General features: G+C 62.5%; 12 protein-coding genes. 2 read left to right on the top strand and 10 right to left on the bottom strand.

Annotation, left to right across the window (positions count from 1 at the left end; genetic code table 11):
- Window positions 1–17 precede the first annotated feature (17 nt).
- Window positions 18–1,022: a rod shape-determining protein gene (locus tag RIE53_09230; GenBank protein ID MEQ9104869.1), complete on the top strand. Its 1,005-nt coding sequence runs from the start codon at window positions 18–20 to the stop codon at window positions 1,020–1,022.
- 365 nt (window positions 1,023–1,387) lie between these two features.
- Here RIE53_09230 and RIE53_09225 read toward each other — a convergent pair whose 3' ends face one another.
- From RIE53_09225 to RIE53_09185, 9 genes are all read right to left on the bottom strand, one after another.
- A complete protein-coding gene (locus RIE53_09225; GenBank protein ID MEQ9104868.1) occupies window positions 1,388–3,859 on the bottom strand; it encodes a phosphoenolpyruvate carboxylase in 2,472 nt (823 codons plus the stop codon).
- Between the two features lie 5 nt (window positions 3,860–3,864).
- A complete protein-coding gene (locus RIE53_09220; protein MEQ9104867.1) occupies window positions 3,865–5,502 on the bottom strand; it encodes a peptidylprolyl isomerase in 1,638 nt (545 codons plus the stop codon).
- 68 nt (window positions 5,503–5,570) lie between these two features.
- Window positions 5,571–6,623, bottom strand: a complete 1,053-nt coding sequence (locus RIE53_09215; GenBank protein ID MEQ9104866.1) for a PorV/PorQ family protein — start codon at window positions 6,621–6,623, stop codon at window positions 5,571–5,573.
- Window position 6,624: 1 nt separating this feature from the next.
- A complete protein-coding gene (locus RIE53_09210) occupies window positions 6,625–10,005 on the bottom strand; it encodes a hypothetical protein (protein MEQ9104865.1) in 3,381 nt (1,126 codons plus the stop codon).
- On the bottom strand, window positions 10,002–12,761 hold the full coding sequence (locus tag RIE53_09205) for a TonB-dependent receptor (protein MEQ9104864.1): 2,760 nt from the start codon (window positions 12,759–12,761) through the stop codon (window positions 10,002–10,004). Before RIE53_09205 ends, RIE53_09210 begins: the two co-directional genes overlap by 4 nt.
- A gap of 6 nt (window positions 12,762–12,767) precedes the next feature.
- A complete protein-coding gene (locus RIE53_09200) occupies window positions 12,768–14,996 on the bottom strand; it encodes a T9SS type A sorting domain-containing protein (protein MEQ9104863.1) in 2,229 nt (742 codons plus the stop codon).
- A gap of 120 nt (window positions 14,997–15,116) precedes the next feature.
- Entirely contained in the window at window positions 15,117–16,976 is a 1,860-nt protein-coding gene (locus RIE53_09195; protein ID MEQ9104862.1) for a family 16 glycosylhydrolase, read from the bottom strand.
- Window positions 16,973–19,207, bottom strand: coding sequence for a glycoside hydrolase family 3 N-terminal domain-containing protein (locus RIE53_09190; GenBank protein MEQ9104861.1), 2,235 nt, complete (start codon window positions 19,205–19,207; stop codon window positions 16,973–16,975). Before RIE53_09190 ends, RIE53_09195 begins: the two co-directional genes overlap by 4 nt.
- A 126-nt stretch (window positions 19,208–19,333) precedes the next feature.
- Window positions 19,334–20,323, bottom strand: a complete 990-nt coding sequence (locus RIE53_09185; protein MEQ9104860.1) for a LacI family DNA-binding transcriptional regulator — start codon at window positions 20,321–20,323, stop codon at window positions 19,334–19,336.
- A gap of 90 nt (window positions 20,324–20,413) precedes the next feature.
- On the opposite strand from RIE53_09185, the gene RIE53_09180 reads away from it, so the two are divergent.
- Complete coding sequence (locus RIE53_09180; protein MEQ9104859.1) at window positions 20,414–22,201, top strand: GDSL-type esterase/lipase family protein; 1,788 nt, start codon at window positions 20,414–20,416, stop codon at window positions 22,199–22,201.
- Here the strand turns inward: RIE53_09180 and RIE53_09175 are convergent.
- Window positions 22,180–23,487, bottom strand: a complete 1,308-nt coding sequence (locus tag RIE53_09175; protein MEQ9104858.1) for a sugar MFS transporter — start codon at window positions 23,485–23,487, stop codon at window positions 22,180–22,182. The two genes, RIE53_09180 and RIE53_09175, sit on opposite strands and share 22 nt — an antisense overlap.
- Window positions 23,488–23,492: the final 5 nt, after the last annotated feature.

Here is a 23,492-nt window from a genome sequence, read left to right as displayed (position 1 = left end):
CCTTATCCGCTCCGACTTTGTTCAACTTCGCCACTGACGTCGCCATTGATCTGGGCACGGCCAACACGCTCATATACATCAAAGGGCGTGGCATTGTATTGAACGAACCGTCCATTGTGGCGCTGAACCGGACAACGCGAAAGGTCATTGCCGTGGGCCACGAGGCCCAGCAAATGCATGAGCGGACGCACCGCGAAATCGAGACCATCCGCCCGCTGAAGGACGGCGTCATTGCCGATTTCGAGGTCGCCGAGCAACTCATCCGCCAGCTCATCCGGAAGGTCCAGACCAACTGGCTGTCGGCCATCCGCCGCATGGTGGTGTGCGTGCCGAGTGGCATCACCGAAGTCGAGAAACGGGCGGTCCGGGATTCAGCGGAGCATGCCGGTGCGCGTCAGGTCTATCTGATTGATGAACCCATGGCCGCGGCCATCGGGATCGGCCTGAACGTGGCCGAGCCGGTAGGCAACATGATCGTGGACATTGGCGGCGGCACGACGGAGATTGCCGTCATCGCCCTGAACGGGATCGTGATCGATGAATCCATCCGCGTGGGTGGCGATGAACTGGACAATGCCATCGTCCAGTACTTCAAGCGCAACCACAACCTGCTCATCGGATCGCGTACGGCCGAGCGGATAAAGCGTGAGGTCGGTTCGGCCATCGAGCTGGATCCGGAACTGGAGCTTTCCGTCAAGGGACGCGATCTCGTGAGTGGCATCCCGAAAGTCCGGACCATCTCGTCCGAGGACGTCCGCGAGGCGCTGCGTGAACCCGTCGGCCAGATTGCCGCGGCCGTCATCCGTTGCCTGGAACGGACGCCGCCGGAACTCGGTGCCGACATCCTGGAGCGGGGCATCATGCTTACGGGTGGAGGTGCCATGCTGAAGGGCCTGGACGCCATGATCCGGGGGCGGGTCGACCTGCCGGTCTACGTGGCGGAAGACCCCCTCACCGCCGTGGTCCGCGGCACCGGAACGGTGCTGGAAGACATTGACGGCTACGAGAAGGTGCTCACCTGATTTGGACATTGTCCACAGGTTGTCCACGCCGGTCCATGAAAACGTTCTTCGCGCGTTTCCGGGCACTCCTGCAAAACAGGTAAACCTCAAGTAACTGTTTTTAAAGAGCTTGCGTCGTTAACAGGGTTTTTCCTGAACGTTTCCCCCGGATTATCCCCGATTTTTTGTGGTTGTCCACACAAAGTCCACATTTGGTAATCCTGCAGAAACATGCCGTGGATATCCTTCGGGCGTTGCCGTTTGGGTATCGGCTCCCCCAACTGGCAATCAGCGGTCCCCCCGAACCTCCTGTCTGGCTGCATAGGGTTCTTGGTGCGGGACCGCTCCCTTTTTCAGACGGCGCTCCAGGCAGCCCGGGCTTGCGCTCAGGCGGAATTCCGCCCGGCGTTTATGATGCCGTACATGGTGCGGGTGACCAACGCGCTCCAGGCTTCTGCCGCGTCCGTGGCGTCTGCCCGGGCCTCATTCAACGCTACCTGCTGGATGACCAGGAGCGGCAACACGATGGTCTCCCGCAGCGCGATGGACCGACGCCCGACGGGTTGGGCCACCAGCAGGTCATCCTGCCCCGCGACCGCGCAGAGCAGGCTCCGGGTCCGCTCGTATTCCTCGTGGATGGCGTGCCACAGGCGTCCGTACTCCGGGTGATCCCCCCACTGGGCCGTGAGCGGAAAGCACGACTTGGAGAGTGCCATCATGCTGTTCTCCACGAGCGCCCGGAACAAGGCACTCGATGCGTGCAACTCCCGGAGTTCGCCGAGGTCATGCCGGGCCAGGGCGGCCCCGAATCCGAAATACCCGGGGACGTTCTGCTTCATCTGATGCCACGTGCCGACGAACGGGATGGCCCGCAGATCGGACAAGGTGAGTTTGGCCGAGCGTCCGCGCCGGGCCGGACGGCTGCCGATGTTCGTATCGCCATAGTGGGACAGTGGCCCGAGCGCCTCCATGTAGTCCAGGAAGAGCGGGTCCTCCTTGAGTGTCCGGTACGCATCCAGGCTTTCCCGGGCCAGCGTATCCAAAAGGGTCCGCTGCGCGTCGGACAGCGTGCTGCCCCGTCCAATCCCGCGGCCCAGTCCCGCCGTCAGCAGTTGCTCCAGATTGTAGGCCGCCGCCTGCACGGTGCCGAAGTTCGAGGTAATGGTCTGCCCCTGGATGGTCAACTGGATATCATCGCCAGCCACCCGGTCCCCCATGGCGGCATAATAGGCGTGCGTTTTCCCCCCGCCCCGAGCCGGCGGTCCGCCGCGACCGTCAAAGAAGGCTACCGTGACGCCGAAGTCGGCCACAGCCGCCGTAATGGCCTCCTTGGCCTTGAAAATGGACCAGTTCGCCGCCAGGAATCCGCCGTCCTTGGTACCGTCGGAGAACCCGAGCATGACCGTTTGCCGGTCGCCCCGCTGCCGGACGTGCGCCCGGTACGTTTCGTCGGACAACAGGGCACGCATGACCTCGGGCGCCGCCACGAGGTCCGGAACGGTCTCGAAGAGCGGAATCACGTCCAGCGCGACCGGATCCACCCAGCCGCTCCGGTGGGCCAGCTCCAGGACGTTCGTGACGTCCGCGGCCGACGTCGCATGCGAGATGACGTATCGGTTGAGCGCCACCTCCCCGTTCCGCCGTTGGATGTCCCGGATGGCCTCGAGTGTCGGCAGCACGTCGGCGTGCACATCGGACGGCGGCGCATCCCCCCTGTCCAATGCCTCCAACAATTCGGCATGGATGCCGGCATCCTGACGGACGTCCATGGCCGCGAAATGGAATCCGAAACAGGCCACACGGATCAATACGTCGGTCACGAGTTCGGCGAACAGGCCGTCGTGCTCGGCGTGGAGGCGATCGCGGATGGCGCGCAGGGCATCCCGGAAGTCCTCCGCACCGATATTCGCCCCGTTTCCGGCTCCGGCTGTACCGGTGAGGGCCTCCCGCAACCGGGCCTCCACCCGCTGCACGTCCTCGCTTACGCCACGAAACGTTATCCGCCGCCGCAGCTGTTCGGTTTCGCTCAGGTAGGCTCCCAGGATGGCCTCCCGCAGGCGGGCTGCCACGCGCAGCGTGGTCTCCGATGTCACGAACGGATTGCCGTCGCGGTCCCCTCCGGGCCAGAATCCGACCCGGATGAGCTCCGGCAGGTGTTCGTCAGGGCGGTCCAGCCCGGCTTGGTCGGCCACGCGGGACACCACGTCCGGAACGGCATGGAAGAACACGTGCTCCAGGTACCAGATGAGGCCTTCGGCCTCGTCCAGCGGCGTGGGTTTTTCCTTGCGCATGAACGGCGTCCGCCCGAGCTGCATGAGCAGCGTACCGACGCGTTTCGCATTCGATGCGCGGATGGCCGCCTCAAGGTCGGTGATTATACCGAGCACGGTGTCCGGGTAGAATTGGGTGGGATGCGCCGTCAGCACCACCCGCAAGCGCATGTCGGCCAACCGTTCACGGACGGTCGCCGTCTCGTCGGACCACGCGGCCCGGTCCAGCAGTTGCCCGATGGATCCGTCGCCATCCAGGTCATGGACGTGCTCGAAGGCCGCTTCTTCCAACGCATCGAACAGCACCACCTGGCGCTCCACGTACTGCACGAAGCGGAACAGCATGTCCCGGAATTCGGCATCGGATGCATCGGATGCATGCTCCGCACGGAAGCCCTCCAGGATGTCCGCAGGTGGGCGTCCGTGTGCCATGCCCTCCTCGCAGGCCCGCGCCAGCAGCGGCAGCAGCGCGCCGGTCTTCCGGATGGTTTCGAATGGAAGGGTCAGGAAGAGGCTGTTGTAGAGCTCGTATTGCAGGGCGACCCGCTCCTCGAAGGCGTCCAGCAGGTCGTGTCGGGAGGTTCGCATGGGGCTCAGCGGGGATCGGTGGCAAGCGCGTTGAACAGGGTCGAGTCGACGCTGAGGGGTGTGGACGCGCGCAGCGCCTGGATGGTCCGGTATTCCCGCACAAAGGGAGCCAAGCGGCGCTCGATTTCCTCCCGGTCATCCTGCCAGGTGACGTCCCGGAACCGGCGTTCCTCCACCAGGAGGAGGGCCCAGTCCGAGGCCCGTCCCACGACCACAGGAAGGCCCAGCGGCGCGGTCAGTACATGCGGATTCCACTCCGGAACCTCCGTGGAAGGGGTGTCCGAACGCTCGACATCCCAACCGGAAGGGAGGGCACCCGCTACGGAACCTGTTTCCGCGAAAGCGCTCCGGGCTTCGTCGGCGGCCCTCGGGGACGTGAACGTAGCGGCACGGAAGGAGACATCGGCCTGTCGTCGCGTATGCCAGCCCAGTCGCTCGAACGCCAATTGGACCAACGCGGTATCCGGGACGCCCGGACGGCTGCGGAATTCCATCCGCATCCGACGCGCCGCCTCCATCATGAGCCGCCGGTCCACCTCCTTGCGCCATTCTGCATCCCGCAGCCCGGCCTCGGCACCGGCTCGGGCCAGCAAAGCATTCCGCATGGCACGCCCTACCGAGGCGGCCGTCCGGTCCCGGGCCTCCGTGAAGGGAAGTCCGTCCAGCCAGAATGCATAGTCGCCCGCCGTGAAGGCCTCCCGTTCGCCATCCCATTCGTAGGTGGCGAGCACGGCGAATTCGTCGATTTCCGGCAGCAGATCCGCCGAACGGACCCGGTCGGCGCCCTCTTCCAGTCCGGGGACGGGTGCCGAAGGGTCGAGGGAGCGGAGCAGGTCCGACAACGCGGATACGGCGGGACCATTCACGTCCACGTTCCGGGCGGTCATGAACTGCATGATGAATTCGTCGCCTTCCAGGCGCCGTCGGCGCAACCGATACTGGCTGGACATGCCCTCCCGACGGGTCTGGTATTCGGACTCGGTCAGGAGCGGCTCCCGGATGAGGTTCTCGAGTCGGATGATGTGATACCCGAAGCGGGACCGGACAGGAGCCGAATACGCGCCCTGCTCAAGCGACCATGCCGCTTCGGCGAAGGCATCGTCCGTGTTGAAATAGCGGATGGGTCCCAGGTAGCCGGCCAGGGAATCGTAGGCCATCGTGCCGTAGACACGTTGGGCTTCATCCAGGAAGGCAACACCGGATTCCAGCCGCGCATGCGACTGCTCCGCTTCCTCCAGCGTCCGGAAGAACAGATGACTGACCACGGCCTGGGATTTCCAGCGCGTGAACGTCCTTCGGATCTGTGCTTCGGTCGGCGCGGACATGGTGTCGAGCAGTGCCGTCTCGAAGTAGCGTGTTCCCAGTTCTTCCTGCTCCACCCTGTCCCGGAAGTGCCGGAAATCCGGCTGTTCGTCCAGTTGCTGGCGATCATGCTCGGCCGCCAGGAGGATGGAATCGATGAGGTTGTCCAGGTGGGCCTGCCGGTTCGCGCGGGTATCGTTCGATCCCGTACGGATAAGGAAGTCCACATACGTCTGGTTGAACCACGTTACCGTGACGGGTGTGTCATCCACGAGCGCCAACGGCCGGTCATCCTTGTCCGGCGCGTGCGCCGGCTGGCCACACGCGGCCAGAAGTACCAAGAGCGCCAACGACGCTGGCATCTGCCACGCCCGAAAATACATCCTCATCCCCTTCCCCCGGGTATCGGTCAGAAGTAAACCCGAAAATCGATCATCCGCGTATCCTGCAGGAGATCGAAGGGAATGTACGCGAAATCAAATCCGAATCGAATACCGGAGAGTTGCAGGTCCAGGCCGGCTCCGTACGACACGTGCGAATCCACATTGTCCAGGAAGGCATCCCGGTATCCGGCCCGCGCGTTGAAGGTCATCATCCGGGTGGCATACTGGAATTGCCCCCCCAGATCGGCATTCAGGTTGTTGTCGTTGGTCTGGTTCGCATCCCCCAGCAATACGAGCTCCACGCCTCCGGCCTTGATGACCGGGAGCGCCACACCGAATTTGAAGGCCAGCGGCAGATCCCACTGGTCCATCTTTATGCGGGCCGGTATGCTCTCCGAACTGCCCGCGTTGCGGGGGTCCAGATCCACGTTCAGCTCGGCGTTTATGCCCTGCATCTGCATCTTCCCGCCGAAGTTCATGATGGAAGCCGACACCTGGAGGCCGTTCAGGTAGTCCGTGACCAGGACAAAGCCGACGTCGAAGGCCATGGTCTGCGCCCGCATGTCGCGAATGGACTGGCGGATGTACTTGGACGTGCCACCGAAATAGAAGGACGGCGTCAACGGCATGGCATACGACAGGCCGATGCTCAGGTCGCCGGCCGAGAACGTCTCGCCGGTCCCTTCCGGCTGCGACACCGTGCGGACATCCATGTCCCCGTAATCGACCGATGCAATGCTCAGACCCAACACGCCGGTACGGGTCACCGGGACGGTGAGGGCGACGGCGTTGTAGTCAATGCCGGCTACCCACTGGTGGTTCGTGAAGAAGATTCCACCCCGGTGCTGTCCCAGATAGGGGCGCGCGGCGCCGCCAGGGTTCCAGAACAAGGCATCGGGTCCGGTTGCAATCGAGGTATACGCATGCCCCAGGGCGGCGCCGCGCGCCCCCGTTCCGAGCGTAAGGAACGGTGCAGCCGTGGTGCCGACCCGGCTCTGGCCGGTTGCGGTACCGGACGGCGCCAGGCCAGTGCCCATGGCCAGGATGATCAGGAAGAGATGGACCCGGAGTTGTCGCATGTTACTTCACGATGGCGAATTTACCCACGTGCTGCCCGATGCCGGGCGCATCCACATGGAATATGTAGACCCCGTAGGCCACATCCTGACTGCCGGACGTACGCAGGTCCCAGAAGGCCGACCCGTTGTCTCCCACTTCGTTGTGCTCGATGGTGTCCACCAGCTCGCCCCGGAGGTTGAAAATCCGGATTGTGCACTGTTGGGGCAGGTTGATGAACTGCAATCGCCGCTCGCCCCGGCCGGAAATCTGGGACCGGACCTCGAAGGCCGATCCACCCACGTACGGATTGGGCACGACGGCGATGTCGTCCAATTCCGACTCGGCAAGGTCAGTGTCAATGACCGCCTTGCGGAGCGTGAACTGGAAGTAGTCCCCGGTCCGGAATTCCTTTTTCGGCGTAATCCGGAGTACGGTCCCGGGCTGCGGCGGAACGGATGCTTCGCCTTCCGGCACGTGGAACGATACCCGGTAACGGAACTTGCGTACGACGCCATCCCGTTCGACGATGATGGCCACGTCGTCCACGTCGAACTCCCGGTTGTTGTTCGTATCGCGGATGAGCAACTCGGTGAGCACGTTTTCCGAGGTGTTCACCGAGAACACGTTGATGGGCGTGGACAGGAATCCGATGCCGAACCGTGGCGGACGATACGTGGAATCGGCCGGGTTCACCCACTGCAATTCATAGTCGGATGGCGAATGGAAGAACAACCCGGTGGTGTCAGGGCGGATGGTGGCAATCCAATTGGACTCGACACCGTCCAGGACACGTGGATCGGGGTCGTGCAGCTCCGACGCTGTCCCCATGCTGCCGACGTAACCGGTACGTTCGGTATTGAACGTGACCACACCGGGCAGCACCTCAAAATTCTCGATCTCCACCACGAATCCGTCCACCATGGGCGAAACCGGCACGAGCGCGCTCTTCTTGACTCGGACTTCGCCGGTGGCTACGTCATAGATGTCGTACGCCGTCGTGGTATACAGGTCCGTTGCGTCGTTGCCGTCATCTTCCGAATAGAATCGGACGCGGTACGGTGAGTCGGGCCGGATATCGGCGTCCGCCACCACACGAACATCCATGGAGCCCGACCCGACCCCCACCGTAACGCTGGAAAGGTCCTCGTTGACCGCACCGTCCACCAGACCGGCCGGACGGGATCGCGGCACGACGATGGCGGCGTTCTGCGAGACACCCAGCACATTCCCCGCCAGGTCCACCGAAATGTTGAATGTGTTCTCCTGGGGATCAATGGAGAGTTCACCATCCTCCAGGATCCCCCGGTCGTACGCCACGAGTGCGTAGTAGTAGGTAATCCCGTTCGTGACGTTCTCGTCCACGTAGAAGAATGAAAGCCCCGTGTTGCTGCCCATGTTGTAGACGCCTTCCCCTTCCAACACGGGAACGGGTCCCGCGATGTTGTTGTCGAGGTCCCACTGACCGATGGGCCGGTAGAACGTGGGCGTGCCGTCCACATTGGTAATCAGGCGTGCGTCGGACAGCAGCGGATCGGTACCCTTGAAGAGCTTGAATCCTTCGAAGTCGAAATCCTGACTGAACCGGTCAAAGCTGGCCACGGCGAGCGTATCCCACGTCAACACCACCCGCCCGTCTCCCGGGATGGCGGTAAGCGTCGGCATGAACGGGGCCTGCGCGAAGTTGTAATCCGCATCGTAGATGTTCTGGACCGTCCGGCGATTCTTGAAGAAGTCCGTCTCGTCTTCCCCGAACACCCATGCGGTGGAGAAGAAGTCCGTCGCTCCGGCCATCAGGTTGACCGGACCCGATACGAACAGGATGAAGGGCTCGATATCGGCTTCGAACGCATCGGCCGGCGTGCCGAGCGGGAACTGGGCAAAGTTCAGGATGCGATCGAACATCCATGTATCGTCGCGCAGATTGTCCCCGTTCTCGTAGAACGGACGGGACGACAGGTCGAACCCGGTCAGGCCGATCATGTCCGATTCGTCCACGTCCAGTTCATCGAAGTTGGGCTCGCCCGGCGTGGGGATGCCGTCGGCCTCTCCGTCATCCGGACCCGGGTAATTCAGGTCGAATGGTCCCTTTCCGTCGCGGCCGACGTCGTTGTTGATGGCTTCGCCTTCTTCGTGTGTGCCGTTTCCGTTGTCATCGGTGAACCCGACCCAATCCAGGTTCTCATCCCCGGTCCACCAGACACCGGCGCGGAACGCCGGCCGTTCTTCAACCGGGCCGTACTTGGCCTCGAATGCAGTGAGGTCGTGATTCGCAGCGAGTGCGAGCCGGATCTGATCCTGGCCGACAATCCGCTGCCCCGGACCGCTGAACCGGGACTCGTCGAACATGCCGTCCTCATCATTGTCCAGCCCGTCCTCGGCGCGCGAAGGGCTCTCCAGGAAGGCGAAGCCGGTATAGCCCAGGTCGTACAGCGTACCGTCCTGGCGCTGACCGATCCCGTCCTGGTCCCATCCGAAGGTGACGTCCTGCTGGGCATCGAACGCCGCGGTCTCGTCACCTTCTTCATTGCCCAGTCCATAATCCATGATCTGGGAGAAGAACATGCCCTGATCGCCGGCCAGATTGTACCGGTAATCCGTTTCGGACCGGTTCGTGAGCCGGTACAGGATGAACATGGCATCCTCGGCGAGAATGTTGGCCCACTGGAAAATGCGCACCTGGTTCTGCAGCCCCATTCCACCGATGGTGGAGTCGGACGGAGAGGGATAGAACACGCCCCACTGACTGAATGGCTGCCCGGTAACGGATGACACATGGTATTCCCGGTCCGACCAGTCATCCATGACGTAGTAGCTCTCAAGATCCGCGTTGAAGACATCGCGACCGAAGAAGCCGTTCCATTGACCGGCCCAACCGGGATCGTCCGGATTGTCCAGGCGGTCCGGCCAGAACGAGGGCCAGGAAGTCGGGTCGTCACTCAGGGCCGGAACGGGCTCGAGTTGACCCAGGGCATTTATGCGATTCGGGTTGTGGAATCCCCGCAGCGGGAGCCAGCCCCAGATTTCACCCGTGGGACCCAGTCGTTTACCGGCATCGCGGTACGTCAGGATGACCGGGTTCACGAGCGTATCGGGCTTGCCTCCGTAGAACGGCCATTTCTGGCGCTCGGCGTTCACCCGGCCGGCGGCCATGATGCCGATGCCATCAATGTGTCGTCCCCCGATGCCCCGGGGCCATACCCCCCACGGCTGATCGTTCCAACGGGACAGTTCGCCGTGGTTGCGGAAGTTCGTTTCAATCAGATTCCCGTCCAGGATGCCGCGGGCAATCAGGAACTCCGAGCCCCGGTTCTCCTTGGGAATATCCTGCCGGGCCTCGGCCACGTGCGTTGCGAAGGCGGCCAGGATCAGGAACGGAATGAAGTATCGGAGAGCCCGTTTCATTGATTGGAGAACGTCATTTGGATTCCGAGGCTCACTTCACGCGGCGGTGCATACCAGCCCTGGCGGTAATAGAACTCGTCGAGGGAGTTCAGACCACCGATCTGGGAGCCCGTACGGCGGAAGAGTTCTTTTTCGAGGGCTTCATTGGCCTGACCGGTCGTGGAGTACACGGCATATTCGACGACGTTGTCGAACAGGTTCTTCACCTGCACGAACAACTGGATGTCGGACCGGATGAACGTCGGGCGCCAGTAGGTACGAAGGTCCGACCAGAACTGAAGCGGGCGGTCGGCATTGTTGGGTTCAGACGAGCGGACGAAACCGCGCGTGGTCGTGTAGGGCTCGCCGCTGCGCAGACGGTTCACCACGGTGACCGACAGGCCCTCAATAGGCTCCACCGTGATGGTGTTGTTGAAGACGTGGCGGCGGTCCCAGTTCAACCGGACCAGCGACAGGATGGCATCCAACCCGGACTGCTGGCGACCGAACGCTTCTCCGGGATCGGAGGCCGTGCCTTCGGCGAATTGCAGGGTATAATCGAACGTCCAACTCACGCGGCCGCCCGGCTTGTCGAACATCGAGAACGTGAGCCCGCGGATGGTGCCGTAATCCCGGTTCATCCACCGGATGGCAAAATCCCCGTTCGGGGTCCGCAGGATTTCCTGACCCGTCAGGTTGCGGACGTCCTTGGAGAAAATGGTGAGTTCCAGTCCCACGTTGTCGGTCAGCCCCTGTTGCAGGCCGACTTCGAAGGCCAGCGTCCGCTCGGGCTCGAGGGCCGCGTTCCCGAACTGGGTGGATCCGGCTTGCGGATTGACCTCGTATTCGGGGTTCGTGTAGAGCAGGGCCAGCTGGGGAATCTGGAAGAACAGGCCTGCGGAGAAACGCATGACGCCTGTGGACGAGATGGGGAATGCAATGCCTATCCGAGGACTGAGCTGCATGTTGACGTCAGCGCCCGTACGGTTCAGCAGGGAATCGGCGGGGTTCGCCGGGTCATCAATGTACGTGGCCTGCGCCTGACGCCAATCCAGCGGGATGTCGTAATCCGGGTTGAAGTAATCGAACCGGAGTCCGGCATTCACAATGAGTCCCGTGAACTCCATTTTGTCCTGCAGATAGGCTGAGAACTCCATGGGACGGGCCGTCAGCCGGTTGTCCGCGAAGCGGTCCGGCGAAATCCGCGGTTCATTGTTCGTCCGGGCCGACCGCTCTATGCCGAAGGAGCGGTTGTCCAGGCTGTGCAACCGGACCATCATGCCCCCCTTGACCAGATGGTTGTTGTTGATCTGGCCCGAGAAATCGGTCAGCAATGTATGCGTTTCCGTCAGCTGGTCATCGGTGAAAAGGTCATTTCCACCCACGTCGTACGCATTCTGGCCTTCCAGATTCCGTTTCTGCGGCCACTGGTACCGGGAGTCGGTCGGGTCCTCGTAAAGATAGCTGTCGTACTTGTCGCGCAGGTAGCTGTAGGACGTGCTGCCGAACGCCTTCGCGCCAGCCGTGTACCGGAGTGACGCAATGTGGGTCTGGCTGCCGAAGTACCCGGTGTTTATGCCTCCCGGTACGTATTTCGCCTGCTCGTTGAACGGGAAGAATTGCCCATCCTGGAAGAACATGTTGTATTCGAACCGGATGGCCGTGGTCAACCGCGCCGTCAGGCTGGCATTGATGGAGGTCCGTTCGGTGGTCCCCATGGACACCAGGTCGCCATCCCCGTTCGATTCAATCCGCCATGTGGACGGATCGCGCCCGGTCGTCAGGCCGGTGGACGAGTCGGACGGAACGAACAACGCCCGACCGTAGAAATACCCCTGATCCTCGAATCGGCGGGCGGTCAACTGGATGCCAATCCGCTCGCGAAGAAGCGGACCGCCCACGGAGAACTGAATGTCCTTCACGTTGTCCAGGGGCGCGGCTTCGGAATAGGAGACGAATCCCGGCTCGAAATCGGAGGCAGACAACGCATTACCGGGCCCCGTCGTCCGTTGTACGAACTCCAGTCGCCGGTCCGAAACCAGCGTGCCGGCATAGGCCAGAACAGAACCGGTCCAGGTCCCGGGCACATCCTTGGTCACGACGTTCACGACCCCGGACTGGGCCTGACCGTACTCGGCATTGAACACCCCGCTTATGACCTGCAGGGTGGAAACCATGTTCTGCTCGATTTCGAACGAGGCCTGGTTGTTGAATGCATTATTGATGGGTACGCCATTGACCAGGTAGGCCACTTCCCCACTCCGTCCGCCACGGAAGCGTCCATCCACCACCCCGGCCTGCAGGTTGATGGCATCCGCAATCCCGGTCACGGGAAGCGCTTCCAATTGTTCGGCACTCACGACGGCGGTTGTGGTGGTGCGATCCATCTCCACAATGCCCCGCTCGGCGGTGATGACGATTTCCTGCCCTTCAAAAATCTCTTCCTGAAGCGAGAAATCCACGCGCGTGGTCTGATCGATGACCACCTCCACGTTTTCCACTACCGAGGTCGCAAAACCGATGTACGTGGCGCGGACCACGTACGTACCGGGTGTAATCCGGATGATATTGTACTCTCCGTTCAGGTCAGTGGATGTGCCCTGCAGTGTACCCGCCAGGACCACATTCACACCCGGCAACGGCGTTCCTGTGGCCGCATCCACGACCCTGCCGGCGATCTTGCCATATTGGGCGGTGTCGTCAGATCCCGGTGCGGCCGCGGAAGCCGCGGCCACACCGGTTACTGCACACAACAGGATCGTGATGAACAATCGCATGGTTGATTACTTGAGCAACATCATGCTGCGCGTCTGAACGAACTGTGAACCCGCTTCCAGTCGGTAAAGGTACATTCCCGAGGGCAGTGCACCCGCCTGGAAGTCCACCGCATGCATGCCCGCCGGCATGGCCTTGCCATCCAACAGAGTGGCTACGCGCTGTCCAAGTACGTTGTACACGGTCACGCGTACGTTCTCAGCTTGTGCCAGCGAGAAGGCAATGGTGGTTGACGGATTGAACGGGTTGGGATAGTTCTGCTCCAACGCGAACTGGAAGGGTTGCTCGGCAGAGACAGGCTCTTCCGTATTGGTGGCGAGTGCACGACCGGCGATGGCCGTGGTCATCCACGTCGACGGATTGGCCCACCAGGATGCGCCGGCGCTCGAACGCGTCGTCCAGAGTACCTGGGACTCACGCGGGCCACCATCGGCATCGTTGAATGCGATGTTGAACGGCACGAGATCCAACTCCGTCCCTTCGGGCACCACATAGGGCACGTCGCTTGCAGGGTCAATGATGGACTCGAACGGGAAGGCGACCAGCAGACGCCATCCGATGGCATTGCCGGAACCGTCGGTGACGATTTCGCCGACGCCGCCGCCGCCCTGGATTTCGCCGGTCACACCGCCGCCATTGTTCGGATCGGATGCGGAGTGTACCGACGTACCGACCACGTTTCCGGCTTCATCGGCCAGGATGGCGAATCGGAACTGGTAGTCCGGGGCTGCACCGCGCTGGTACGCAATGTGGGGCGAACCGCCCAGAATGGAGCCGCCAGCAACGTCGCGCACATCGTACAGGCCGAGGGTCATTTCGAACGAATCCACATTCCAGGTGTCCCCGCCCGTGGTCGTCGGACCACCGAAGGTGCCCGTGTCGTCCGTGACGTCCACATAGGCATACATGAATCCGAGCCGGTCGGCCGTCACCTTGATGGTGGCGCTGAAGTCGGCATCGTCGGTCGGCAGCGGCGCATCGCCCGCACGGGAGCGTGCCTGGTTGACTACGAACGGGGCGACATCCGGGAAGCCGGCATCGGAAACGACGCCAGCGGCCACATTGTCGAAGATGACGTTGGCTTCATCGTCCGTGGCCATCAGGATGTACGGCTGCACGGGCAGTTCATCGTTCTCCACCAGCTGCGAGGCCGCAGACACGTCGGTGTTCTCAACGCCGAACATGCTCTTGGAGGTCACGGCATAGTACAGCGGCATGGGAGCCAGCGAGCCGTGGGGGACCTCGAACGAATGCCGTGCTTCGAAGGAAGTCGCGCTGAACGGCAACGACGTGAGCAGCGTGGCCTCACCGGCCAGCAGCGACGCGGACGTGATGGCCGACTCACTCACGTACACGTTGTATCCGCCGAATTCAGGATTGTGGCTCCAGGAAACAACGTTTTCGTCGCCGTCCGTGGAGAACGAAACGCCCGCCATGGGAGCCGGAACTGCGGTAGCCGCAGAAACGTCCGTTCCCGGTCCACCGATGTAGACGTTATCCAGGTAAATGGGGCCACCGCCGGAGCTGTTGTCGAAGAAGACCGTCAAGGCCTGGACCGCATCCCACTGGAATTCGGCGAAACAGGCGGCATCCACACATTCGCCGGGAGCCCATACGCCGAATCCACCCAGGGACCAGGCACCACCGTAGGACCAATTGGCGGCATTGTCATCGAGCGGTGTGGCAAGGGGAGCACCGTTGACATCCATGCCGTCCTTGGCAGCGTTCAATGCGGCGGCGGTTGTGGGAGGCAGCGGAATGGCCAGATCATGCCACGTGCCGTCCCGAAGGGCTTCCGGAATGGGCCACTGCAGACGCATATGCAGGTCCGCGCTGCCGTCACGTGCCGTGCTGTCGTCGGTCTTGTCGAAAATGGTCAATGACACGCCCGGCATTCCGGCATTGGCCGGGTCCACGAGCAGCGATACGTACAACGTGTCCCCCTCCCCGGCATTCTCGGATACGTTGGCCGTCATGTCGACGCCTACATTGCGACCCCACTGGAATCCACCGGCAGACCAGTTGCCGTAATTGAATTTGGCGACGCGGTTGTCGCTGGCCGGGTTCAACGGATCGGACACAACCTGCGGATTGACGGTCGGAATGAGCACATTCGGACCATCGAAAAACAGGATGAAATCATCCCCGAGCGGTTCTGCGGTATCCTGCGCCACGGTAGTGGGCGCAGTCATCAGGAACAGGGCAAACAGGGTCAGCAGTGCGGACAGGCGGCCCATGGTAGCAGGTTTGTACATATGTACCTCTTTGGAATTGGATGCGATCGCATGAAAACGATTTCACAGCCTGAATCTACCAAGATGGAACAGGTGAATGAAAAGGTTTTCATGAAGATATGGTTAAGATGCAGGGTTGATCCCTCCAACAATCACTTGGTCACGAATGACCCCGCCCATTTCCAACCGGAGCACGTAGGCTCCCGCAGGCAGGGCCGGGATATCCATTTTGACGGTTTGTCGGTCGATATCGGCGGCAGCCGCCCATACCGACCGTCCGAGCGTATCGAACAGTTCGGCACGCAGTGTACCGGCGGTCCGGCCGCTCATGACGACATGCAAGGTTCGCCCGAACGGATTCGGGTACACGGATTCCAACCAGGGTCCTCCATCCGGAAGCGCTCCCGTGGATGATTCGACAGACGTTGACGTGGCGGCAACGAGTTCAAACCAGTTCAATCGCACTCCCAGGCCCGTGAAGCCAATCCGGATGCGGTTCGTCCCGGCTTCCAGCCACACGGAATCCAACACGGCGGTCCGGAAAAGGGTCTCAGAGTTGGTGGCCTGGAATGACAGGGGCTCGGCGGTGGACGCTCCATTGACGTGGATATCGAGCGTCCCGGCGGACATTGCCGACAGTCGCGCCGACAACCGGTACGACCCCGCCTCGGCCGCATGGACCGTATAGGCCACCCACTCGCGCCGCGTGACATCCTGGATGGCATGACCGCCCCCGACATCGCCGGACAGACCGATATCGACGCCCTCTGACATCCGGATGGTCCCGCCGGTATTGATCGACGAAATGTCGGAATAGCCCACGCCCGGTCCACCGAGATCGTAATATTCCGCCTGGACCCGACCCGGCACGGGGTGCGCTCGCATCAAATAGGGGGCCTGACCACAGGCATCACCCACCTGGACCGGAATGCGCGCCGACTCCCCGGTCCAGCCATCGGCATCCTCGGCCACAGCACGCACCTCATAACAGCCCGGATGCAGGTTGTCCAGGGATACGGCAACGGCTCCTGCTTGAGCCTCGGCCAGAACGCCATCGCCCTGCAGGATGGTGAGGTTTTCAATGGTCGATGCGGGATCGGTGGCCGTGGCGTTCAGGTCGAGGGTGCCCCCGGCCGGAACCACGGCCGGATCGGTCAACCCGAAGAGCCCCACCTCCGGAGGACCGGCAAGGTCTTCGTACACCCGGACGTACTCGATTTCCATCCGGGTCGGGAAGGCGGTCGGATCCACGCCCTGGGCCCCACCCCATGTACCGCCGACGGCGATATTCAGGATGAGGTGGAACGGCCGGTCGAACGGCCATCGGCGCCAGTCCGCTCCGTTGCGATCGAAAACCAGGTTCGGAACGCCATCCACGAACGTGGTAATCCGCTTCGGCGTCCATTCCATGGCATAGTCATGGAATTCAGTGGTTGAGGTCGGTACCGCGCGGGTAGCGAACGGATTCGTCCCCAGGCTGTGATTCAGGGCGTTCGTGTGGATGGCCGAATGGGTCCTCCCCGGATCGTGTCCGACGGCCTCCATGATGTCGATTTCTCCCATATCCGGCCATCCACCATCCCCATGATCGCTGTCCGTGGCCAGCATCCAGATGGCCGGCCACGTTCCCAGTCCGGCCGGAAGTTTGGCCCGGACTTCAATCCGTCCATACAACCAGTCCCCCTTCCCCCGCGTACGGATGCGCCCGGACGTGTAGGCGGCTCCCTCATAGTCTTCCCGTCGGGCCTCAATGACCAGCCGGCCCGACTCCCGCCGGACGTTTTCCAACCGTTCCTCCGTATAGAATTGCAGTTCCCGGTTTCCCCAACCCGACGCACCCACCTGGTATTCCCATAGCGACGCGTCCACGAGCCCGTCGCCCTCGAATTCGTCGGACCATACCAATTCCCATTGTTGGGCCGCAGCGTGGGGAACGCCTGCGAACAGCATCCCCAGGAAAAACATGCCGAGGAGTTTCATCATTCCAGTTCAAATTGGACTTCCAGGTCCTCGACATGGATGGAGAACACGCCCGGCTCGACCACCGGTGTAAGATCCCGGCCGATGAAGGACAGCGCGGATGGGTCCAGCGTCCAGTTCAGGCGGCGGCGCTCACCCGGCTCGAGATGCACGGATTCGAATGCCTTCAACCGCCGGACCGCAGGCGTGACCGAGGCCACATGATCCCGGACGAAGAGCAGCGCCGCATCGCGACCGGCGCGTGTACCCGTATTCGTAATGGTCACGCCGACCTTGATCGTGCCCGTGCGGTTGTAGGCCTGCGCGTCCACCTCCAGGTCGGTGTAGTCGAACGTAGTGTAGCTCAAGCCGTGACCGAACGGGTATTGGGGCTGGAACGCATTCCAGGCGTTGAACACATCGTTGCGGTCGGAATTCTTGTGGTCGTACGGGACCAGCGAGCCGCTGAACCGGGGATATGTGAACGGAAGATGCCCTCCCGGATTCCAGGTACCGTCCAGGGTTTCCACGACGGCCTGGGCACCGAACGGTCCGGGCAGATACGCCAGCACGATGGCATCCACCATCGGCTCGATCTGCCGGATGATCCGGGGCCGGTTCTGGAAGAGTACGACCACCACGGGCACGCCGGTTTCGGCCACGGTCCGGACCAGGTCGATCTGGTCCGCCGGCAATTCGAGGTCTTCGATGTCTCCCGGCTTCTCGACGGAAGGCACTTCCCCGAGCGCGAGCACTGCCACATCCGAGCCGTACGCCCAGGCACGCAGCCGGTCCGCCTCATGGGATGCACCCCAGGGAGCCAGCGTCACCGTGGCACTGTCCCGGGCCGCCAGTACATCGTGCAACGTGGGGATATCGTCCGGATAGGCGGCGACATCATTTCCCTGCCACGTGTACGTCCAGGAACCGTACATCATGGGAATGTACTCGGCGGCCGGGCCGGCCAGGAGGATGTTGCCCGTGAGAGGCGCAGGCAATACCCCGTTGTTCTTGAGCAGTGTCATGGACTGGCGTGCCGCGTCCAGACTGGCCGCTTGGCTCGCCGCCCGGGTTTCCGGGTCGCCGGCCATGGTGGGTTCCGATTGCGGATTCGCCATGAGCCCCAGGCGCTGTTTGACGGAAAGGATCCGGTACACGCTTTCGTCAATCCGCGCCTCGGAAATCCGTCCCTCACGCACCAGTTCGATGAGGGCATCGGTGAAGGTGTAGTCATAGGGAACCATGGCCATGTCGATTCCTGCGAGGACACTCATGTACACGGCCTCCTTGTACGTCGCGGCCACGCTGTGCAGCGAGACCAACTTGCCGATGTCCTCCCAATCCGTCACCGCCAGTCCCTCGAATCCCAACTCGGTGCGAAGCAGGTCCGTGAGCATTTCCGGGTCGGAATGGACGGGAATGCCGTTGATTTCGGACGAGTTCACCATGACCGTCAGGAGCCCGCCGTCCATGGCTTCATGGAACGGAGGCAGGAACAGCTCGCGCAACTGGCGCTCCGGAATCCATGCTGGCGTACGGTCTTTACCGGAAATGGGCGCGGAATAACCCAGGAAGTGCTTGCCGGTGGCCGCCAACAACGGATACCCGTCCGGTCCCGGTTGCTGCATGGCCTCGATGGAGGCCCGACCGTAGGCGCCAACCGCAAACACGTCTTCCCCGAAGGTCTCGAAGAACCGGGACCACAGGGGGGTCCGGGCCACATCAAGGACCGGTGCGAAATTCCAGTTCATGCCGGCATCGCGGGTCTCCTGCGCCGTAATCCGGGAGGCTTCCCGGACGAGATCCAGATTCCATGTGGCTGCAATCCCGATGTTCTGCGGGAAAATCGTGGCGCCGTACATGTAGTTGTTGCCATGCACGGCATCAATACCATACAGCACCGGAATGCCCAGGCGGGTTTCATTCCGGGCTATGGATTGCACGCGATCCGTAAGGTCCACCCATTCGTCCCGGGTTAGCGCCTTGTCATAGACGTTCAGCAGCGAGCCCACGTGGCGTTCCACCAGCGCCTTGCGCAGCAGGCTGTCACTGACGACCTGTGAGGTCCCCGGTACACCCCGGACGGACGAGACCGCCTGAATGGTCAACTGGGTCATCTGGCCGACCTTCTCTTCGAGCGTCATCCGTTCAACCAGCGCGCGGACGTCGTCCTGGGCGTGGACCTCCGGAACCGCCAGGCCGAAGCCCGTGCCGACCAGCAGGAAAAGCGCGAGCAGCAGAGCCCGGACACGCATCACGGCCCGATGAGCCGTCACGGACCGATGAATGAGCCGGGGCGCATGGGCTGTGTGTAAGTTTGAAAACGTTTTCATAATCGTGGCAAGTCTTCCCGTGGGGTGAGCATCAAAAAGGTGAGGGGATCAGCTGGACTCGCGGATCCGCAGGTCAACAGGCAGGGCACGCTGCAAGGGCGGCCCCTCAGGTTCCGCAATCCGGTCCAGCAGCAGCCGGATGGACAGGGCGCCCAATTCACGGACGGGCACATGCACCGTCGAAAGGGGCGGTACGGTGAACCGGGCACTCGGGACATCGTCGAATCCCGTTAGTGCGATGTCTTCCGGAATGCGAAGTCCGGCGTCCCGGATGGCACTCAGTGCACCAATGGCCGAGTCGTCGTTCGCGGCCATGATGGCTGTGGGCCGGTCCGGCAATGCCAACAACCGGACGGCTCCGTCGTGGCCCGACTGCTGGGAATAGTTTCCGGGGACCTGCAACCCGGGATCCACGTCGACCCCGGCTTGCGCGTGGGCGTCCAGGTATCCGCGAAGCCGTTCCCGGGCATCGAATGCCGGTTCCGGTCCACAGATCAGGCCAATCCGCGAGTGTCCCCGTCCGAGCAGGTGATGCGTCATTTCACGCATACCGCCGTAATTGTCGAACGTAATCAGATCCACGGTCGGCTGGTGCGTTTCCGTATTGACGAACACGATCGGAACGTCATCGGCGGGTCGGCGCAGCAGCAACTCGGCCGACGTATTGGGCGCCATGATGATGAGCCCATCCACCCGTCGATACATGCCCCGCAGGGCCGCCCGGAGTTCTTCCTCCGAGTTGTGCGAGGTTGAGATGAGCAGCAGCCAACCTTCCTGCTGGGCCATTTCATCCACCCCGTTCAGGAATTCAGCGAAAAACTCCCCGCTCACGAACGGCAGCAGGATACCCAGGCCCCCGGTGCGCTGCGAATGCAGGCTTTGCGCGGCCGGATTCGGAAGGTATCCCAGTGACTTTGCCGCATCTTCCACGCGCTTGCGTTTGTCTTCCGATACCTTGCACGTATCATTGAGCACGCGGGACACCGTCGAAATGGAGACTCCGGCTCTTTCGGCAACATGACGGATGGTCGCTCCCATGGTACCCTGTCAAACCGCCGTGGCGCCGGCGGTGGTTCTTTTCTGAAAACGTTTTCAGAATTATACTGCAACCAACGTATTCGCGCAAGCATGACCCCTGTCCTCCGGAAATCCATCTTCACGATCGCCGCCGTACTCCTGCCGGTGGTGCTGCTGGTCACGCTGGAAGGTATGGCCCGGATGGCCGGAGTCGCAAAAGAAACCCGATCTGCAACCAAGGCCATTGAGAATGAGCCGGGCTGGACGGGATTCAATCCGGAATACGGCAGCCGCTACTTCCGCGGGTTCCTCCCTGCCGTGGCATTCAACCCGTTCCTCCAGGAGCCACCCGACAGCCTGTTCCGGGTGGTCGTGCTGGGCGGATCGTCGGCCGCCGGATTTCCCTATCAATGGTACGACGGATTTCCGGCCGCACTGGAACGACGGCTCGCATCGCGCGCTACCGGGCAGCCACTGGAAGTCATCAACCTGGGCATGACCGCGGTGAACAGCTACACGCTCTGGGACCTGTCCCGACATGTCGTGGACCTGCAACCAGATGCCGTGGTCATCTATGCGGGCCACAATGAATTCTACGGGGCGTTCGGCGTCGGGAATACGGCGGAGTGGATGCCGAAAGGCGTCTGGTTCGGGCGCATGCAACTGTGGCTCAAGCGGAGCGCGCTTTACAACGGACTGGAGCGGCTGCTGCTCGGGCCGCCCGATTACGGCCTCTCTCCCGCCGCCAATGAACGCACCATGATGGCCCGCGTGGTCCGGAACGCGGCCATCACCCTGGACGGACCCGACTACGAGGCCGGCGTCCGCCAATTCGCCCGCAACATGGCCGACGTCCTGGACACCTTCCACGATACCGGCATCCCCGTGATTGCCGGTACGCTGGTGGCAAACCTGTCCGGCCAACCCCCGTTGTCGCGGGACGCTGAGGCCCTCGCCGTCTTCCGTGCGGGCGCGGAAGCCGAAGTCCGGGGCGACACGGCCGAGGCCCGCCGGCAGTACACCCTGGCGCGGGACCTGGACGGCATCCGGTTCCGGGCGCCCTCTGCCGTGAATGCGGAAATCCGGTCCTGGCGGGATCGACCCGGCGTGACGGTCGTGGATCTGGAACCGGTGTTCAATGCCCGTGCCACATCGGGCATTCCCGGCTACGACCTGTTCACCGACCACCTGCATCCTACCCTGGAAGGGTATCGGATGATGGCCGATGCATTCGCCGACGCCGTTGACGACGTTCCCGGCTTCCGCCGGAATCCGGTGGATATTCCCTGGCCGGCCTCCAGGCGAACCGATGCGCTCAGCCAGGCCCAGGCGGAAATCCTGATTGAACGGCTCTTGGCCGATTACCCCTTCCAGCCCGAATCCAGTGCCGACGTATCGGGGGAACGGTACGCCCGGCTCATTTCGGCCCGGCGGTCATCGGGCCGGCTGGGTGATTCCCTGGCGGTCGCCGTGCTCACACAGGGATTGCCGACCCAGCAAGGGCTGTATGACGGCGTGCAACTGGCCCTTGCCCGGGGCGACACCCTGGAGGCGCTGTGGTTCTACCGGTCGCTGTTCCATTGGCAATCGTTCAACGCCTCGCTCATGCAGGACGGCGTCAGCGCCGGACTGTCGAATCCGGTCCTGGACCCCGTGGTCGAGGAACTGGCCCTGTTCGGTGCCGGTCGTACCGATGACGCCTATTTCTGGAATGCGCTGGCCGTTACGCAACTCCGGCAAGGGCGGCACGCCTCCGCACGCACGGCATTGGCCGAAACGCAACGGGTCGAACCGGACAATCCGGTCCTGTACTACAACCTGGCCCGCCTGGAACTTGCAGCTGGCGACACGCTGGCGGCACGCCTGGCGTTCGAACGCTACCGGACTCTGGTCGAGTAACCGTACCAACTGATGTAGACGTAGCAGGCGGCCGGCAACAGAAAGGCCATCTGCAGCCCGATGGAGTCACCGAGGGCACCGAACAACGGCGGAATGATGGCACCTCCCACAATGGCCGTGCACAGGATGCCGGAGCCCTGGGCCGTGTGCTCGTCGAGCCCCTCGATGCCCAGCGTGAAGATGGTCGGAAACATGACCGAGTTGCACAGTCCGACGAATAGCGGCGCCCACATGGCCACGCTGCCCGTGGTGGATGCCGCAATGACCAGCAGGGTCACGGCACCCCCCGCAAACAGGGACAGGATGAGCCCCGGCCGGAACCGTTGCATGAGGGCCGCACCTACGAACCGCCCCATCATGGCCCCGCCCCAGTAGAAGAACACGAATGTACCGGCCAGGCGCGCGGGAATGAGGGTCCCGGGATCCGACCCCGACAGCCACGACGCCAGTCCCGACAGCAGCGCGGAGTCCAGCACGGCCTGCGGCATGCCGGTCTCCAGGAAATAATTGACGAGATAGCTGCCAATGGATACTTCGGCCCCGACGTACACGAAAATGCCCAGCGCCCCGAACATGAGACGACGGGAGCGGAGGACATGTGCGTAGTTGCCGGACCGGTGGTGATCGGTATCCAGGATGGCTGGCAGGTTGAATCGGGAAAACGCGAACGCCAGGACCACGAAAATACCCGCCAGGATGAGGAACGGGGCCTGTACCGCCGCCGCCTCGGTGGCGTAGTATGCCGTCCGCGCCGTCTCGCCCAGCGCTTCGATTTCCGAGCCCGTCAAGACGACGCTGCCCAGGATGAATGCCGCGCTGACGAGCGGTGCCAGCGTGGTTCCGAGCGAATTGAAGGCCTGCGCAAGGTTCAATCGGCTCGATGCCGTTTCCGGCGATCCGAGCGCCGCGACATACGGATTGGCCGCTACCTGGAGCGTCGTGATCCCGGCCGCCAACAGGAACATGGCCATCAGGAAGATGCCGAAGATGCGGAACTCCGCGGCGGGCCAGAAGACCAGGCATCCCAGACCCATGCCCAGCAGCCCGACCACCACGCCTTTTTTGTATCCGATGCGTGCTATCAGGTATCCCCCGGGAATGGAAACCAGGGCGTACGCCATGAAAAAGGCGAACTGGGCCAGGCCCGCCTCGAAAAACGACAATTCAAAGACCGCCTTCAGTCGGGGGATGAACGCATCCACGAGCACCGTGATGAATCCCCAGAGGAAAAACAGGCTCGTGACAATGATGAAGGGAAGGCGATAACTGCGTGATTCGGACGCCATGGCTT

The organism is Rhodothermales bacterium (assembly GCA_040221055.1).
Classification (GTDB): domain Bacteria; phylum Bacteroidota; class Rhodothermia; order Rhodothermales; family UBA10348; genus 1-14-0-65-60-17.
The sequence above is the reverse complement of the archived record's forward strand: the minus strand, read 5'-3'. Positions and strand labels throughout refer to the sequence as shown.

Bases quoted from the DNA above. Each gene is read 5' to 3' on its own strand.
- RIE53_09205 (MEQ9104864.1), bottom strand. From the start codon at position 12,761: ATGCGATTGTTCATCACGATCCTGTTGTGTGCAGTAACCGGTGTGGCC.
- RIE53_09200 (MEQ9104863.1), bottom strand. From the start codon at position 14,996: ATGGGCCGCCTGTCCGCACTGCTGACCCTGTTTGCCCTGTTCCTGATG.
- RIE53_09195 (MEQ9104862.1), bottom strand. From the start codon at position 16,976: ATGATGAAACTCCTCGGCATGTTTTTCCTGGGGATGCTGTTCGCAGGC.
- RIE53_09175 (MEQ9104858.1), bottom strand. From the start codon at position 23,487: ATGGCGTCCGAATCACGCAGTTATCGCCTTCCCTTCATCATTGTCACG.
- RIE53_09225 (MEQ9104868.1), bottom strand. From the start codon at position 3,859: ATGCGAACCTCCCGACACGACCTGCTGGACGCCTTCGAGGAGCGGGTC.
- RIE53_09190 (MEQ9104861.1), bottom strand. From the start codon at position 19,207: ATGCGTGTCCGGGCTCTGCTGCTCGCGCTTTTCCTGCTGGTCGGCACG.
- RIE53_09185 (MEQ9104860.1), bottom strand. From the start codon at position 20,323: ATGGGAGCGACCATCCGTCATGTTGCCGAAAGAGCCGGAGTCTCCATT.
- RIE53_09215 (MEQ9104866.1), bottom strand. From the start codon at position 6,623: ATGCGACAACTCCGGGTCCATCTCTTCCTGATCATCCTGGCCATGGGC.
- RIE53_09210 (MEQ9104865.1), bottom strand. From the start codon at position 10,005: ATGAAACGGGCTCTCCGATACTTCATTCCGTTCCTGATCCTGGCCGCC.
- RIE53_09180 (MEQ9104859.1), top strand. From the start codon at position 20,414: ATGACCCCTGTCCTCCGGAAATCCATCTTCACGATCGCCGCCGTACTC.